Annotated in this window: 16 protein-coding genes and 4 tRNA genes; 7 read left to right on the plus strand and 13 right to left on the minus strand. The window is 35.5% G+C overall.

Going from position 1 to position 13,728, the window contains the following annotated elements; translation table 11 throughout:
- Positions 1–14 precede the first annotated feature (14 nt).
- The gene (locus FW781_RS02865) at positions 15–869 is read right to left on the minus strand and encodes a hypothetical protein (RefSeq protein WP_149386025.1); all 855 of its coding nucleotides are present in this window, start codon (positions 867–869) and stop codon (positions 15–17) included.
- Positions 869–1,561, minus strand: coding sequence for a dipeptidase PepE (pepE, locus tag FW781_RS02870; RefSeq protein WP_149386026.1), 693 nt, complete (start codon positions 1,559–1,561; stop codon positions 869–871). Before pepE ends, FW781_RS02865 begins: the two co-directional genes overlap by 1 nt.
- Positions 1,562–1,756: 195 nt before the next feature.
- Here pepE and FW781_RS02875 point away from each other — a divergent pair, with 195 nt between their 5' ends.
- Entirely contained in the window at positions 1,757–2,293 is a 537-nt protein-coding gene (locus tag FW781_RS02875) for a tetratricopeptide repeat protein (RefSeq protein WP_228720125.1), read from the plus strand.
- 259 nt (positions 2,294–2,552) lie between these two features.
- Here the strand turns inward: FW781_RS02875 and FW781_RS02880 are convergent, their stop codons facing one another.
- The gene (locus FW781_RS02880; RefSeq protein ID WP_149386028.1) at positions 2,553–3,041 is read right to left on the minus strand and encodes a YdeI/OmpD-associated family protein; all 489 of its coding nucleotides are present in this window, start codon (positions 3,039–3,041) and stop codon (positions 2,553–2,555) included.
- A 257-nt stretch (positions 3,042–3,298) separates the two neighbouring features.
- On the opposite strand from FW781_RS02880, the gene fsa reads away from it, so the two are divergent.
- Complete coding sequence (fsa, locus tag FW781_RS02885) at positions 3,299–3,952, plus strand: fructose-6-phosphate aldolase (RefSeq protein ID WP_149386029.1); 654 nt, start codon at positions 3,299–3,301, stop codon at positions 3,950–3,952.
- Between the two features lie 69 nt (positions 3,953–4,021).
- Here the strand turns inward: fsa and FW781_RS02890 are convergent, their stop codons facing one another.
- From FW781_RS02890 to FW781_RS02910, 5 genes are all read right to left on the minus strand, one after another.
- Positions 4,022–4,888, minus strand: coding sequence for a GLPGLI family protein (locus FW781_RS02890; RefSeq protein ID WP_149386030.1), 867 nt, complete (start codon positions 4,886–4,888; stop codon positions 4,022–4,024).
- Between the two features lie 19 nt (positions 4,889–4,907).
- Positions 4,908–5,474, minus strand: coding sequence for a sugar O-acetyltransferase (locus FW781_RS02895; protein WP_149386031.1), 567 nt, complete (start codon positions 5,472–5,474; stop codon positions 4,908–4,910).
- Positions 5,475–5,570: 96 nt separating this feature from the next.
- Positions 5,571–6,461 (minus strand): GLPGLI family protein, encoded by an 891-nt coding sequence (locus FW781_RS02900; protein ID WP_149386032.1) that lies wholly within the window; start codon positions 6,459–6,461, stop codon positions 5,571–5,573.
- 73 nt (positions 6,462–6,534) lie between these two features.
- The gene (locus FW781_RS02905; RefSeq protein WP_149386033.1) at positions 6,535–8,457 is read right to left on the minus strand and encodes a M56 family metallopeptidase; all 1,923 of its coding nucleotides are present in this window, start codon (positions 8,455–8,457) and stop codon (positions 6,535–6,537) included.
- Between the two features lie 5 nt (positions 8,458–8,462).
- Positions 8,463–8,828, minus strand: coding sequence for a BlaI/MecI/CopY family transcriptional regulator (locus FW781_RS02910; protein ID WP_047385363.1), 366 nt, complete (start codon positions 8,826–8,828; stop codon positions 8,463–8,465).
- A gap of 335 nt (positions 8,829–9,163) precedes the next feature.
- On the opposite strand from FW781_RS02910, the gene FW781_RS02915 reads away from it, so the two are divergent.
- Positions 9,164–9,745 (plus strand): hypothetical protein, encoded by a 582-nt coding sequence (locus FW781_RS02915; protein WP_149386034.1) that lies wholly within the window; start codon positions 9,164–9,166, stop codon positions 9,743–9,745.
- 348 nt (positions 9,746–10,093) lie between these two features.
- Here FW781_RS02915 and FW781_RS02920 read toward each other — a convergent pair whose 3' ends face one another.
- Positions 10,094–10,540 carry a GNAT family N-acetyltransferase gene (locus FW781_RS02920; protein WP_149386035.1) on the minus strand — a complete coding sequence of 149 codons (447 nt, stop codon included), beginning with the start codon at positions 10,538–10,540 and terminating at the stop codon, positions 10,094–10,096.
- Positions 10,541–10,712: 172 nt separating this feature from the next.
- On the opposite strand from FW781_RS02920, the gene FW781_RS02925 reads away from it, so the two are divergent.
- Both FW781_RS02925 and FW781_RS02930 read left to right on the plus strand, forming a co-directional pair.
- Positions 10,713–11,426 (plus strand): 2OG-Fe(II) oxygenase, encoded by a 714-nt coding sequence (locus tag FW781_RS02925; RefSeq protein WP_149386036.1) that lies wholly within the window; start codon positions 10,713–10,715, stop codon positions 11,424–11,426.
- A 52-nt stretch (positions 11,427–11,478) separates the two neighbouring features.
- Entirely contained in the window at positions 11,479–11,736 is a 258-nt protein-coding gene (locus FW781_RS02930) for an Ada metal-binding domain-containing protein (protein WP_149386037.1), read from the plus strand.
- Positions 11,737–11,865: 129 nt separating this feature from the next.
- Here FW781_RS02930 and FW781_RS02935 read toward each other — a convergent pair.
- The 4 genes from FW781_RS02935 to FW781_RS02950 form a co-directional block, all read right to left on the minus strand.
- A tRNA-Met gene (locus FW781_RS02935) sits at positions 11,866–11,938 on the minus strand.
- Positions 11,939–11,976: 38 nt separating this feature from the next.
- Positions 11,977–12,049: transfer RNA gene (locus FW781_RS02940), tRNA-Met, on the minus strand.
- Positions 12,050–12,088: 39 nt separating this feature from the next.
- A tRNA-Met gene (locus FW781_RS02945) sits at positions 12,089–12,161 on the minus strand.
- A gap of 38 nt (positions 12,162–12,199) precedes the next feature.
- A tRNA-Met gene (locus tag FW781_RS02950) sits at positions 12,200–12,272 on the minus strand.
- Between the two features lie 101 nt (positions 12,273–12,373).
- Here FW781_RS02950 and FW781_RS02955 point away from each other — a divergent pair.
- Together FW781_RS02955 and FW781_RS02960 are read left to right on the plus strand one after the other, a co-directional pair.
- Positions 12,374–12,985: an L-threonylcarbamoyladenylate synthase gene (locus tag FW781_RS02955; protein ID WP_047421778.1), complete on the plus strand. Its 612-nt coding sequence runs from the start codon at positions 12,374–12,376 to the stop codon at positions 12,983–12,985.
- A gap of 39 nt (positions 12,986–13,024) precedes the next feature.
- Positions 13,025–13,726 (plus strand): CPBP family intramembrane glutamic endopeptidase, encoded by a 702-nt coding sequence (locus FW781_RS02960; RefSeq protein ID WP_149386038.1) that lies wholly within the window; start codon positions 13,025–13,027, stop codon positions 13,724–13,726.
- Positions 13,727–13,728: the final 2 nt, after the last annotated feature.

The raw sequence follows: 13,728 nt of genomic DNA on the forward strand, positions 1-13,728 counted from the left end.
CTAGTCAAATATAGTTAAAATAAAAGCTTTTCATACTCTCTGAGATCATCGGAACTGAAAAGAATCTGATAGCCAGACAATTTTTCAAATGACCGGTCATAGATAAAATATTTTTCATAATCCTCTTCATCCATAAAAATATCCATCTGGCATTCTTTTATATAATTTGATTTTTCTCCGTAATTTTCTATAAAATATCCGGATTCATTCCATTGCTCATTATGACAGCGCAGACAGCTTTTCTGATATACAGCTTTATGACCGCATATTTCACAGCCATCCAAACTTTGGAATAACATTGAAATTTCATTTCGTCTGTCTTCCGGAAAAAGAGAAAGAGGAATTGTTTTTAAAAGCAGGTAATAATTAGGTTCCTGCCATGAAAAATAAAACGTTTCTCCTTGTTCTTCTGTGTAAAGCCATACCCTTTGAAAGTCATATTCCAGATCAGCTTTTATGATATTCCTGATATTCAGAATGATTGTATTATTTCTCCTGATATTCTGTTTATAATCAATTTCAAGAATAGGCTGCTGCTCCAGAAAATGATTCAGGCACAGCGTCGTCTGCCAGGAATCTATTGTTCTCATTTTACCTTCACTGCCACAGATTTCACAGGTCTTTACCGACAATTCTGAATATTTATCTTTGATGGCTTTAAGCTTATTATTAAGGGTTTCATCCTCAGAATAGGTGTAACATCTCAATCCACCAAATTTTTCTTTTCCAAAAACACGGTGGTTCATATTCCAGCCTGCGATGGCAAATTCAAAAAGCAGCTTCCGGATCAGCTGTTCCCATCCGGTACTGTTCACTGAAAAATTGGTCAGATTACGTTCAACAAAAAGGCTGATCTCTTCTTTATTCATTAAAGTCTGCTTCCTGCTTCTATCTCGTAAGGTTCTTTACCTTTTTCAAAAATCCTTGTCAGCTCCTTTCCTTCCACCGTAATGGAATCTGCTGTTCTTCTGATCCAGTTTCCTTCTCTAAGGCCTACTACTTTAATGTCATTTTGGGTAAGGAACTCCTGAATACGGGTTTCTCTGGTTTCTCCATTATGCTTCAAATCTGGATTCGGATCAAGATAATGCGGATTGATGTTAAAAGGAACCAGTCCCATACAGTCAAAACTTGGAGGATATACGATCGGCATATCATTCGTTGTTTTCATATTCTGTCCCCCGATATTGCTTCCGGCACTGCATCCAAGATATGCTTTTCCTCCTGATACATTTTCTTTTAAGACAGACATCAACCCTTCCTCGTGTAATGTTTTAACCAATAAAAAAGTATTTCCCCCACCGGTAAAGTACCCTTTGGCCTGGTTAAGGGCTTCTTTTTTATCTTCAAACTCATGAAGACCTTTTACTTTTATATGGAGGGTTTCAAAGAAAGAACGTGCTTTTGCGGTATAGTCGTCATGGGACATTCCGCCTGGTCTTGCGAAAGGAATAAACACAATTTCGTCAATTCCTTTATACAGTTGTACTAATTCTTCTCTTAAGTATTCCAGATATTCTCCACCAAAAAGAGTGGATGTTGAAGCTAATATGATATTCATACCACGAAATTATATTTATTAATAAAAAAATGAATGACAAAGATAATCTCAAACATGAACGAATCAAAAATTAAACTAAAAAAAACATGTTTCCCGTTAATATTTTCTAAAAAACCTTAAAGCTTCTAAAATTTAACTTTTTGTGGAATTATTATTGAATTTTAGATTTTGACTTTAAAATATAAGATTATGAAAATGAGTAAAATTAATAGTAGAAATCTATTTTTAGGTTTAATACTGGCAGGAAGTGTAAGTCTTGTAAACGCGCAAACGACTCAACCGGAAACTTCGGCAGCAACGAGTCAAACAAGCAATCCAACAATTGATGGTCTTAAAAAACAAATTGAGGCCAATCCAAAGGATACAGAATCTCTAGCCAAATTAGCAGCAGCTTATCAGGAAGCTTCAGACTGGCCAAATGCCATTGATACCTGGAAGAAAATCTCTGCTTTATTACCGGATTGGGCTCCATCTTATTACAGCCAGGCATATGCCTATCAGTCTGCAAAAGATGACGCCAATGCAAAACTGGCTTATGAAAAGTATATTGCCACCGTAAAACCGGAAGAAGTAGAGCAAAATAAGAAAAATCTGGCTTACGCCTATTTCTATATTGCCTTTGCAGAACAGCAGACAGATCCTAATAAGGCAAAAGAGCATATTGCAAAATCTTTACAATATGATCCCAGCAATCAGGACGCTGTAAAGCTTAGCAAAGCATTAAATTCTTAGTAAAAGTAAAATGCCGGAAGTATATTTCCGGCATTTTTTATTTATATCCAATCTAGCTTAAATTTAACGCAAAGGCTTATTTTTACCTGCTTTATATTTTAGGGCAGCAAAGTTCAAATCAACTTCATTGATTCTTCTAAGCGTATGCATACCATAAAGCTTCATCAGCTACTTTGTTGCTTTCTTAGCTTACTTAATAATAATGAAGGCTTAATTTGGTCTTTGCTTTTTTAAAATTCTGACCTTTATTCTGGTTCTCTTATTCAATCGTTTTTCCGAAAAAATCTGTTTCACCGTGTAAGTGGCGGATAATTTTTTCAATGTTCCGCTGGATGCTGGCTTCAGTTTTCAAATTGTTGATATAACGAATCAGCTCATTCCTTCTTGAAGGAATCAGATTTTCAAAATTTTCCGTTGCTAGGGGACTTTCTTTAATTGCTTTTTCCAAATGGGGATGAATAGAAATACTTCTGTCGGAATTATCATATTCCAGTACAACTTCAATGATTTCTCCAATCCTCTTCGGGGAATTCTTCAACATTATCAGATTGACGTACAGTCTCCATTCTCCCAGGTATTTCATCAGGTTCTGTTTAAATTCCTGTCCGTTCACTGTTCCTTTTACCGGAATCGGGCTTTTATTCCTTCCTGATTCATCAAAAATCCTGTCCAAAATCTCATTCGGAACAAATACAAAAGGATTAATTCCAATGATTTCTAATGTGGCTGTGAAACTGTTGCTTTTCATGGATAATATTTTAGGTGTTAGGTGTTAGGTGTTAGGTGTTAGGTGTTAGGTGTTAGGTGCAAAATTAACTATTTGTTTAAGATCAATATAAATTATTTTTTTACTGTGTATAATTCCTTCCATTCTCAAACTCGAAACTTTCAAACCCTCCAACTCTATCACACGTATATCCGAAAACCCGAACCCCGTAACTCAAAATTCATATCTCAGAACCCAATTAATTCCCTATCTTTGTACCAATAAATCTATTTAACAAAATGAAATTTTTTATTGACACGGCTAATTTAGAGCAAATCAAGGAAGCCAGAGATCTTGGAATTTTAGATGGAGTAACTACCAACCCTTCTTTAATGGCAAAGGAAGGAATCCAGGGTTCTGAAGCAATCAAAAACCATTACAAAACGATCTGCGAACTTGTAGACGGAGATATTTCTGCTGAAGTTCTTTCTACAACGTATGAAGAAATGATTAAAGAAGGAGAAGAATTGGCTGCTATTCACCCTAATATCGTTGTAAAGATCCCAATGATCAAAGACGGTATCAAAGCTTTAAAATATTTTTCTGATAAAGGAATCAAAACGAACTGTACATTAATCTTCTCTCCGGGACAGGCTCTTTTGGCAGCAAAAGCAGGAGCTACTTATGTTTCTCCGTTCTTAGGAAGACTAGATGATATTTCTACAGACGGTCTGAACCTTATCCAGGAAATCAGATTGATTTTTGATAATTATATGTACGAAACTGAAATTTTAGCAGCTTCTATCCGTCACTCAATGCACATCATCGACTGTGCTAAAATCGGAGCTGATGTAATTACATCTCCACTGCCTCCGATCTTGAGCTTATTGAAGCACCCATTAACAGACAGCGGATTGACTCAGTTCATTGCAGATTCTCAGAAATTAGCATAATAACTGATTCTTATTCAGATATAAAAAACCCGAAACAATGTTCCGGGTTTTTATTTTTTAATGATTATTCTATTTCAGTAGATCCAGCTCAAGAATATTATTTTGCTTTTTCAGGTCATTCTTCCTTTTTATTTCTTTCTCTTTCTGTGCTTTATCAGCAGGAATCAATTTTCCTGATTCATCTATTTCCTGAATTTCAATTCCCTGGGCCAGCATCTGTTTTTCACTTTTCATGGGGTCAGCAAGATAGTCTTTAAAAGCTTTTTTATATCTGGTTTCATTCACTGTAACAAGAGCATTAAATCGTTCTTTTTCTTTGGTACTTTTCCATTCATAGCCTTCAGGAAGTTTTTTATTGCCTTTTAATTCGTATGAATGGGTATGGGAAGCATCTTCAAGTTTTACTATTAATCCCGGAAGCCCATGAAATTTATAGGGACCATCCTGAATGGGAAGGTCTGTTGTAAACCATGCTGTCCATTTTCTTCCGGCAAAGTCTCCTGTTGCTTTTTGTACTTTAAATCCGCCTATCTCTGCTTTATCCGCATATATTTTCCATTCTTGTTTTCTCAGATCTTGTACCCTATATTCGTCAGCGGCAAGATTGGTGAACAAGTTCACTGAATAATCGGGATACATCTTTTCAACGCTATAACTTATTTTGCCTTTGAATTTGATCCCTGAAAAATCTAATTCTTTAGCTCCCATCTGAAGCTGTTTTTCCATAGCAGATGTCATAAGAGAATCTGATTCAAAAGAATCTTTACTGTAAAATATTGATCCTTTGGCAGCAACATCTAAAAGCATAATTTCCATTTCCGGTTTATCCTTAGCTGTGGAATCCAGAACATACTGGTATTCATAAATAAATCTTTGATTCTGGGCATAAGTAAATATAGCCAATATAAAATTCAGTAAAATGATCAGTTTTCTCATGGTTAGTTTGGTATCGTTTTTAATTCTGTTCTGTAATCTTTTTAACAACTTTACACGGATTTCCCACAGCGACTACATGATCCGGAATATCTTTCGTAACAACACTTCCTGCACCAATTACCGAGTTATTTCCAATGGAAACTCCCGGAAGCACAACGACATTTCCTCCCAGCCATACATTATCTCCTACTTTTATCGGGTGTGCATATTCAAGGCCTTCATTTCTTTGTTTAGCATTAAGCGGATGGCCGGCTGTATAGAAACTGCAATTGGGTCCGATAAATACATTATCACCAAATTCTACTATGGCACAATCTAAGATAACAAGGTTATGATTGGCGTAGAAGTTCTCACCTACTTTTATATTGTAACCGTAATCACACCAGAAATTGGGCTCTATGCAGATATTTTCTTTTATACTGCCGATTATTCTTCTGAGCAGCTCATATCTCATTTCTGTATCTGAGTTTTTGAGACCATTATATTCCTGGCACAGATCTTTGCAGGCAATACGCTCCTGAATCAGTTCTTTATCGTAATTAGCATTGTATAAAAGTCCTGCTGCACATTTTTCTTTTTCTGTCATCATGTGAAATTTAAAGTCCTGATAAAGATACACAATACAAAAAAAATACAGTAAGATTATGTTAACCTTACTGTATTTTATTCCAATATAAACCGTTTATTTATAAAGCTCCGGTTCTATTTTATTGTTATTTTTTAGCCGCTCTTCTTTTGCTCTTTTTTCAATAGCTCTGTACATTTCATTCGTATCAATACTTTTTCCATCCTGATTTTTCATATGCACAACGGCTCCTGCAGGAAGAGTACTAATGGTTTGTTTCATATCTTTTGTAGGATCAACAAGGTAATCTTTCCAGGCTTTTTTAAACTGCTTTTTAGTGATTTCTATTTCTTTCCCCCCAAAACCAATTGTGGTAAGACCCGGTATTTGAATATCTTCTTCGGATGCAGCTTCCGTTTTTTTGTTACCTATTAAAGTCATAATATGGGATCCTGTACTGTCTTCTATTTTAACGATAAGTCCTGGCAATCCATAAAATTTATACGGACCATCCTGAAACGGGATATCTGTAGAGAACCATGCTGTCCAGCTTCTGCCTCCATAATTTGTGGTTGCTTTTTGGGTATTATATTCTCCGATTTTCTGTTTTTCAGGTAAGATTTTCCATTCAGGTTTTTGGTCTTCGGGCATCTTATAAGTCGTATTTCCGATATTCTCAGAGAATGAGATACTATAATCCGGATACTTTTTCGTGACAGCAGAAGAAATCATCCCCGGCTTTATATTTCTCTTGATATTGATGCTTCCGCCAAATCCTCCTTTCATCTGCTTGGCGATATCAGCTTTCATTGTTGAATCAGCAACAAATTTATCGCGGCTGTAATATTTGGATCCGTTTTTATCAATATCCAAAAGCATAACATCGCTTTTCACGTCTGCCTTATTGGTAGAATCAGAAATATATTTGTAGTCATAAAAGAATCTGTTCACTTGTGCGTTCACAAACACACTTAACAATGCTAATAAAATGAAGTAACTTTTTTTCATAATTTATATATTATCCGGATATTAGTAAAAAAGCTCTGCCAATTAAACACTGACAAAGCTTTTTTTGGAACTTTTATTTCTTTGTCTCAATTCTCACTTCTCCTTTCTTCACTTCCCCATTCTTCTGGCTGTTGACCATTACTTTTGAAATATTGGCAGAATTCAAAGCATTAACCTCATCTTTAGATACTTCTCTTCCATCAATGTAATACTTGTATTTCAGGTCATCACTGCCATTTATGCTAAACTTTTTCACCCCATTCATGGCGATGTTTCCGTTGCCGTCTTTTTTGATAAAATCAGCATGCATTACCATAACGTTAGGAGCAGAAGTTGTCATGGTAAAGTTACCAGCTCTGAAATTCTGCGCTGCTTTTTCTGCTTCTACACGTATTTTTTCGCTTTCTTTTCTTATCCTCTCTCCATCAATTCTTATGATCGCACTTTCTTTTCTGATTCGCTCTCCTTCTGCTCTCGCCTTGTCTCCCTGTATGCGAGCTATAGCACCTTCTGCTCTTGCTTTGTCTCCTTCAACTCTAGCTTTTTCTCCTTCAATTCTGGCTTCCTTCATAGCTTTTCTTGCCTCTTTCATCGCCTTACGTATATCTTCTTTATCTTTAGGATTCAGATCTTTATAGTAGACTGTATTATTATTTTTAAAATAAACTACTTTTGGAGCTTTGGGTTCTTTTGGTTCTTCTGGGGGAGCAGGAGGAATAGGCAGTTTTTTTACCATCCTTGCAGCTTCTCTTCCCGCTTTTTTAGCCTCTCTTTCTATTTTACGAAGCTCTTTTTTATCAAGAGGATCCATATTTTCAAGTTCCTTCATCTGATTTTTCCATTCAGCAGAATTGAAATACTGATCAACTTCAACTTTGGAAGCTATCTCTCCTATCTCTGATGCGAGGTTACTTATTTCTTCAATTTTATCACTGAAGGCATCACTTTCCGGATCCAATCCATTCAGCTCTTTCTCTTTTTCTTTAATCTTTTTCTCAAGCTCAGCCACTTTTGTATGATCTTCCGGTGAGACAGGTTTCAGATCTGTAATTTTTTCCTGACCCGATGGTCTTACTGTATCTTTTTTGATTTCTGAAACTACTTTTTTAATGGAAAGATTGGTTTCTTCAATTTCTCTGTTCTTCGCATTTACCAGATAAGCAAAAGCTACGGTAAATAACACCGGCAATGCAAGAATTCTTCGCGCATATCCGAACTTGGTTTTTGGTTTTTGTAACATTTTAAGTCTTTTTTTAAGGTTTGAACTTAGAAACGGACTGGCAGCAGGCAACTGTGTTCCGGAAAAGTGGCTTGCTAAAAGCATCTGCGCAAATGCTTTGGTGTCCGATTGCTGTACGGCTTTTTTATCAGCCAGGTACTCGTGGATGAGATTAATTTCTTTTTTGATGATATGAAAAAACGGATTGAACCAGAAAACAGAAGTAATAATCTCGATAAAAATCTTATCAAAAGAGTGTTTCTGCTCAATATGTACCATCTCATGCTTTAAAATCTGTTTTCCGATATCAGAATGCAGTGTGATGGCATTCTTCCAGAAAAGGTTCTTAAAGTATGAAAACGGGGCTTCGTTAAGGTCTGTACGGTAAAAATTGATCCCGTCAAAACTTTCTTTCTGAAACTGTTTCTTAAACTGCTGGATTTTGAAAATCCCGTAGATAAGCTTCCCTAAAAAATAGAGAGAAACCAGTCCCAGAGCTGAAAAAATAATGTTAAAATAAAGGTTACCATTGTTTATATTTTTTTCTGAATTAAAATTCTGAATTTTGTCAAGAAGCATATACATATCATTATTTACCTCTATCGTAAAATCATCTACTCTGATGAGTGGCAGCAGCAGTGATATCACAATTGCCGCTAACAGATAAAATCTGTTATAATGATGGAATGTCTTGTCTTTTAAAGACAACTGGTAATACAAAAATGTTACACCCGAACATAAAATTATTTTTCCAAAGTATAAAAGTATTGCTTCCATAAGTACTAGTCTTTGTTTTTCAGTTCATCCAATAACATCTCAAGATCTTCTACCGTCATTTCGTTTTTTTCTACCAGAAACGAAACAGCACTTTTGTAGGAGCCTTTAAAATAGTTTTTCACCAGACTTTTCATGGTCTTTCCGGAATACTGCTCTTTTGAAACCAGCGGAAAATACTCATGCTGTCTTCCATGTACACGATAGTCTACAAATTCTTTGTCTTTCAATACTTTTAAAATGGTAGAGACCGTATTGGTATGCGGTTTCGGATCCGGGAAAAGATCAAGAACATCCTTTAGGAATCCTTTTTCTATTTTCCATAAATACTGCATTACCTGCTCTTCTGCTTTTGTTAAAGTCTGAATTTTCATATCCTGTTCATTTATCAATTATCGTGATATAAAGCCATCCAAGTCTATATCACTAAGAAATTAGTTATACAAATGTAGAAATAAAATTGAATCAAACAACTACTTTTTTAGTGATAAATACAAAAATAACTGTAACTAATTGAAAATCAAATATATAATTTTAATTAAAATATATTAATTTTTTAAAGGAGTGAAATACCCACCTGCTTAATCCACAGAAAAAGAATCATTTCAGGTGTAAATTCTTAAAACTTGTTAAATTTTATTAAATAAAATTAAAATGAATTTGTTTTAACCGGGAAATTATATTTATTTTAGTGCTTTAAAAATTTCTCATGAAAAGATATAATTTATTGATTGTACTATTACTGCTTATTTTTAACGTTACTACAGCACAAAAGAAGGGTTCTCCTGCTGCTGATCTGAGCATATTAAAGGATACAAAATCAAAAATCGAAGCTACCGTTCCATTGGTTATTCAGCATCTTCAGACCATCTCCACAAAAGAAGGGGATAATAATATTGTGAATAATGGGAAGATTGCTGTAGGTAGAGAATATGGTATTTTAGAATCTGAATGGTTTTTATACAGAAACAATATGAAAAATTGTATCCTGAACAATTCTTCTAAAAAAGCTAAGAAATGTATGGAATACCATAACAATATGTTTAGAGGTACAATGATCAACTACAACAATTATATTACCAACCTTACAAGAAAGAACGGATATCTTGGTGTAGAAGGTGATACTAAATTTGATTTCAAACCTGCTGATATCGCTACAAAATTGAGCGAAGCTTATTTCAATGCCAATGATGCTGCAGGGAGAATGAAAGCGGATCAGAAAAGAGACTTTTTAGGACAGACCATGTCTGATGACAACAAACTTACTCCTTACGCTCAACTGGCTCAATAATATCTAAAATCATATTAAAAAACATAAAAAAGAGAACTGCAACTGCGGTTCTCTTTTTTTATTCAAAAGCAAAAAATCTCCGCCGGAAAAAGCAGTTTTGTGGTACTAATCATAAAACTTGGGGAAAAAGTAGAAAATTCGGCAGAGATTTTTTTGCATACACTCTACAGATCAACTGTCCTACCCATGATCTGTAAGAGCTTTACAAAAATAGGACTATGCCTTTCCATTAGATAAAAATCTCTGTAGAATTAAATGTCCGACATTGTAGAACTAATACTACTAAAAAAGAGACTGGAAGCTTCCACTCCCAGCCTGCAACCTAAAAGTAATGCTTCACTTTTGTGCCTATTTCCACCATTGGTAGTAATTATGGAGTTCATCATATTCAAATCCGCAACGCGGATATAATGTATTTCCGATATCATTTGTTTTTTCTGTCTCCAGCATCAATCCGCATGCGCCTGTCTCTTCACACCATTGTTTACTGCGGTCAATTAATGCTACAGAAAGACCTTTCCCTCTGTAATCGGGATGAACAAACAGATCACTTAGCAGCCATTGCTTCTGTAGTCTGGTATAATGAAACAGCTTATAAAGCTGAACAAATCCCACAGCGCTTCCTTCAGCCATCACAAGAAAAATATCCGATTCACTGTTTAAAAACCGTTCTTTGAGAAAAGCCTTTCCTTTTTCAATATCTGATTCCTGTCTGTAAAAAACACGGTAAAGATTGAATAATTCTGCCGTTTCATCAAGATCCTCAAGACTTGCCTTTTTAATAATGTAATTCATAGTTATGTTTATTTTATTAACCGGGCAAAAGTAGTCTTAATCAGTACCAGCCTTATAATCCAGATTAATATTATCCTGATAGTCCAGCAATTCAGTAAGAAGATAAATACCGCATGTTTCGGATTTTCTTATCCTGAACAACTTCGGATTTTTGCAGTATAAAATCAAACCAATGAAAGATATTGTTCATAAAATCAAAAATACAGATTGGCAGCACCTTATGGAAACAATGCATGAAAAAGGATATGCAGTAATTCCTGATCTGCTATCACAGGACGAATGCGAAATAGTAAAGTCAAATTATGACAATCCCGGTTTTTACCGTAAAACAGTGATCATGGCCAGACATCGTTTCGGCCTTGGCGAATATAAATATTTTGATTACCCGCTTCCTGAAATAATTCAGACCCTACGAACGGGTATTTATCCGTATCTGGCTCCGATTGCCAATTCCTGGTTTAAAGCCCTGAATATTGACACACAATTTCCTTTAGATCATCAGGAATTTTTACAACAATGTCATACTAATGGCCAGCAGAAAGCGACTCCTCTAATTCTAAAATATAAAGAAGGTGGTTTTAATACTTTACATCAGGATTTATATGGTGATGTGTACTTTCCTATTCAAATCGTACTCATGCTCAGCGAACCTGACAAAGATTTTACAGGTGGGGAATTTGTACTTACCCAGCAGATCCCGAGAGCACAGTCAAAAGCTATTGTTTTAAAACCCAAAAAAGGAGATGTACTCATCTTCACGACTCAATTTAAGCCGGAAAAAGGAACCAAAGGCTATTACAGAGTCAATATGAAACATGGAATAAGTGAAGTAAGAGAAGGAAACCGCTATGCGTTGGGAATTATTTTCCATGATGCAATCAGCTAATTTGAGCTCAGCTGCCTATTATGTTAAGTTTCAACTTTAAAATTTTAATCATATGCTCTCACATTCTCAAATATCAGCCGAAAGTCTGAGAAGTAAAATTCATAACAGAGAGATTTGTTTCGGAGGAAATAAAAAACTGAAAATCTATGGACTGCTCAGCTGCCGGTCAGGAAAAAGAATGAAAAAGGAAAACCGGGTCTTCTTTACAGATGAAAAAGAAGCTCTGCAAAGTAATTATCGTCCTTGTGGACATTGTATGAGAGAAGCATATCAAAAATGGAAACAGGAAACATTTACTCTATACCCTTAAAACCATTCTGATAATACAAATATAAACTTGAGTCTTTGCGTTATTGCAACCTAAGATTTCACTTTGTTCGCAATGACAGAATAAAATATAAAAAAAGAGAAGCAATATATTATTGCTTCTCTCGTTTAGTAGCGGGAACCGGACTCGAACCGATGACCTTCGGGTTATGAGCCCGACGAGCTACCTACTGCTCCATCCCGCGGTGTATTTTTAGAGTGCCTACCGAAAGCACTTACTTAGTAGCGGGAACCGGACTCGAACCGATGACCTTCGGGTTATGAGCCCGACGAGCTACCTACTGCTCCATCCCGCGGTGTATTTTTAGAGTGCCTACCGAAAGCACTTAACTTAGTAGCGGGAACCGGACTCGAACCGATGACCTTCGGGTTATGAGCCCGACGAGCTACCTACTGCTCCATCCCGCGGTGTATTTTTAGAGTGCCTACCGAAAGCACTTGCTTAGTAGCGGGAACCGGACTCGAACCGATGACCTTCGGGTTATGAGCCCGACGAGCTACCTACTGCTCCATCCCGCGATATTGGATTGCAAAGGTACGAATATTTTTTACAAATCCTAATTTTTCTTTTAAATAAAGGACTTTTATGAAAACTATTTTATTATTTGTATCTTTGTTTTATGGCAAAAATATTAAAAATTTACCCAGACAACCCACAGGAAAATCTTGTGAATGAGGTTATTAAAACTTTAAATAATGGCGGGCTGATTATCTATCCTTCTGATACGATATATGCCTTAGGCTGTAATATTTTTGATATAAAAGCCATGGAAAAACTTGCTCAGCTCAAAAAAATGAAGCTTGAGAAGTCAAAATTTTCTATTATCTGTAATGATCTAAGCCATCTATCTGACTTTACAAGACCAATTGATACCTCGATTTTTAGATTTCTGAAAAGTCATCTTCCCGGGCCATTCACTTTTATCCTTGAAGCAAACAAAAATTTACCTTTGGCCTATAAAGGTCATAAAACGATTGGCATCCGTGTTCCGGATCACCCGATTCCGCAACTGATCGTTGAAAAACTGGGACACCCTATTGCTTCCACTTCTATTAAAGATGATGATGAAATCATTGAATATTCTACCGATCCTGAGCTGATTGCTGAGAAATATGATCATTTGGTAGATATTGTCATTGATTCAGGATATGGAGATAATGTGGCATCCACTATTGTAGACCTTACTTCCGGAGAACCGGAGATTATCCGTCAGGGAAAAGGAATTATTTAATTCAAAATATAAAAATTGGAGGTTTAGGGTTATTGGATTATGGAGGTTAATGGGAAATATTCTATAGGAATCTTACTCACATTTGTGCTTTTGGCTGCAGCAATGCTTTATTCTTTTCCTGTTATTACTCTGATTACGGGAATAAAAGGAATTACAGCAACCAGTTTTTTTCTTAGCAGGATTGTAATCTGGATCGTTTTGCTCATCGTATTTCTGTATAGTATAGTTATTGAGAAAGGTTCATTTTTATTAAAAAAAGAAAATTCTTATTCTGTATTATTTTATATTAAAGCAGTTCTGAGCCTATACTTCATCTGTTTAATTGGCGGAGCAGTCCTGAATGCAATAATCCTGTTTTTTATCCCTGAAAAAATAAGTGATAAGCTTCTTAATCTTGTACCTGTTTTTAGAAACAATTATTTCTTAATTATTTCCACGTGCCTTACGGCTGCTGTTGCAGAAGAATTCCTGATGCGGGGCTATATACAGCCAAGGATTGAAAAAATTTACAATAATCCGACTTCAGGAATTATTATTTCTGCCATTTTATTTGGAATTTTGCACAGCACTTACGGTACTATAGGCCAGGTTCTCGGGCCTTTCTTTATTGGAATTGTTTTTGCCCTGTTTTATAAACGCTATTCAAATATTAAAATTCTGATCATCTGTCATTTTATGATTGATTTCATCTCTCTGATGGCTCTGAATTTTATTAATATTAAACATTTATCTGTATTTTAACA

Source organism: Chryseobacterium panacisoli, assembly GCF_008274625.1.
Lineage (GTDB): Bacteria > Bacteroidota > Bacteroidia > Flavobacteriales > Weeksellaceae > Chryseobacterium > Chryseobacterium panacisoli.

What these genes read in the sequence shown, in the direction of transcription:
- FW781_RS02865 (WP_149386025.1), bottom strand. Translation starts at nt 869, where the DNA reads ATGAATAAAGAAGAGATCAGCCTTTTTGTTGAACGTAATCTGACCAAT.
- pepE (WP_149386026.1), bottom strand. Translation starts at nt 1,561, where the DNA reads ATGAATATCATATTAGCTTCAACATCCACTCTTTTTGGTGGAGAATAT.
- FW781_RS02875 (WP_228720125.1), top strand. Translation starts at nt 1,757, where the DNA reads ATGAGTAAAATTAATAGTAGAAATCTATTTTTAGGTTTAATACTGGCA.
- FW781_RS02880 (WP_149386028.1), bottom strand. Translation starts at nt 3,041, where the DNA reads ATGAAAAGCAACAGTTTCACAGCCACATTAGAAATCATTGGAATTAAT.
- fsa (WP_149386029.1), top strand. Translation starts at nt 3,299, where the DNA reads ATGAAATTTTTTATTGACACGGCTAATTTAGAGCAAATCAAGGAAGCC.
- FW781_RS02890 (WP_149386030.1), bottom strand. Translation starts at nt 4,888, where the DNA reads ATGAGAAAACTGATCATTTTACTGAATTTTATATTGGCTATATTTACT.
- FW781_RS02895 (WP_149386031.1), bottom strand. Translation starts at nt 5,474, where the DNA reads ATGACAGAAAAAGAAAAATGTGCAGCAGGACTTTTATACAATGCTAAT.
- FW781_RS02900 (WP_149386032.1), bottom strand. Translation starts at nt 6,461, where the DNA reads ATGAAAAAAAGTTACTTCATTTTATTAGCATTGTTAAGTGTGTTTGTG.
- FW781_RS02905 (WP_149386033.1), bottom strand. Translation starts at nt 8,457, where the DNA reads ATGGAAGCAATACTTTTATACTTTGGAAAAATAATTTTATGTTCGGGT.
- FW781_RS02910 (WP_047385363.1), bottom strand. Translation starts at nt 8,828, where the DNA reads ATGAAAATTCAGACTTTAACAAAAGCAGAAGAGCAGGTAATGCAGTAT.
- FW781_RS02915 (WP_149386034.1), top strand. Translation starts at nt 9,164, where the DNA reads ATGAAAAGATATAATTTATTGATTGTACTATTACTGCTTATTTTTAAC.
- FW781_RS02920 (WP_149386035.1), bottom strand. Translation starts at nt 10,540, where the DNA reads ATGAATTACATTATTAAAAAGGCAAGTCTTGAGGATCTTGATGAAACG.
- FW781_RS02925 (WP_149386036.1), top strand. Translation starts at nt 10,713, where the DNA reads ATGAAAGATATTGTTCATAAAATCAAAAATACAGATTGGCAGCACCTT.
- FW781_RS02930 (WP_149386037.1), top strand. Translation starts at nt 11,479, where the DNA reads ATGCTCTCACATTCTCAAATATCAGCCGAAAGTCTGAGAAGTAAAATT.
- FW781_RS02955 (WP_047421778.1), top strand. Translation starts at nt 12,374, where the DNA reads ATGGCAAAAATATTAAAAATTTACCCAGACAACCCACAGGAAAATCTT.
- FW781_RS02960 (WP_149386038.1), top strand. Translation starts at nt 13,025, where the DNA reads ATGGAGGTTAATGGGAAATATTCTATAGGAATCTTACTCACATTTGTG.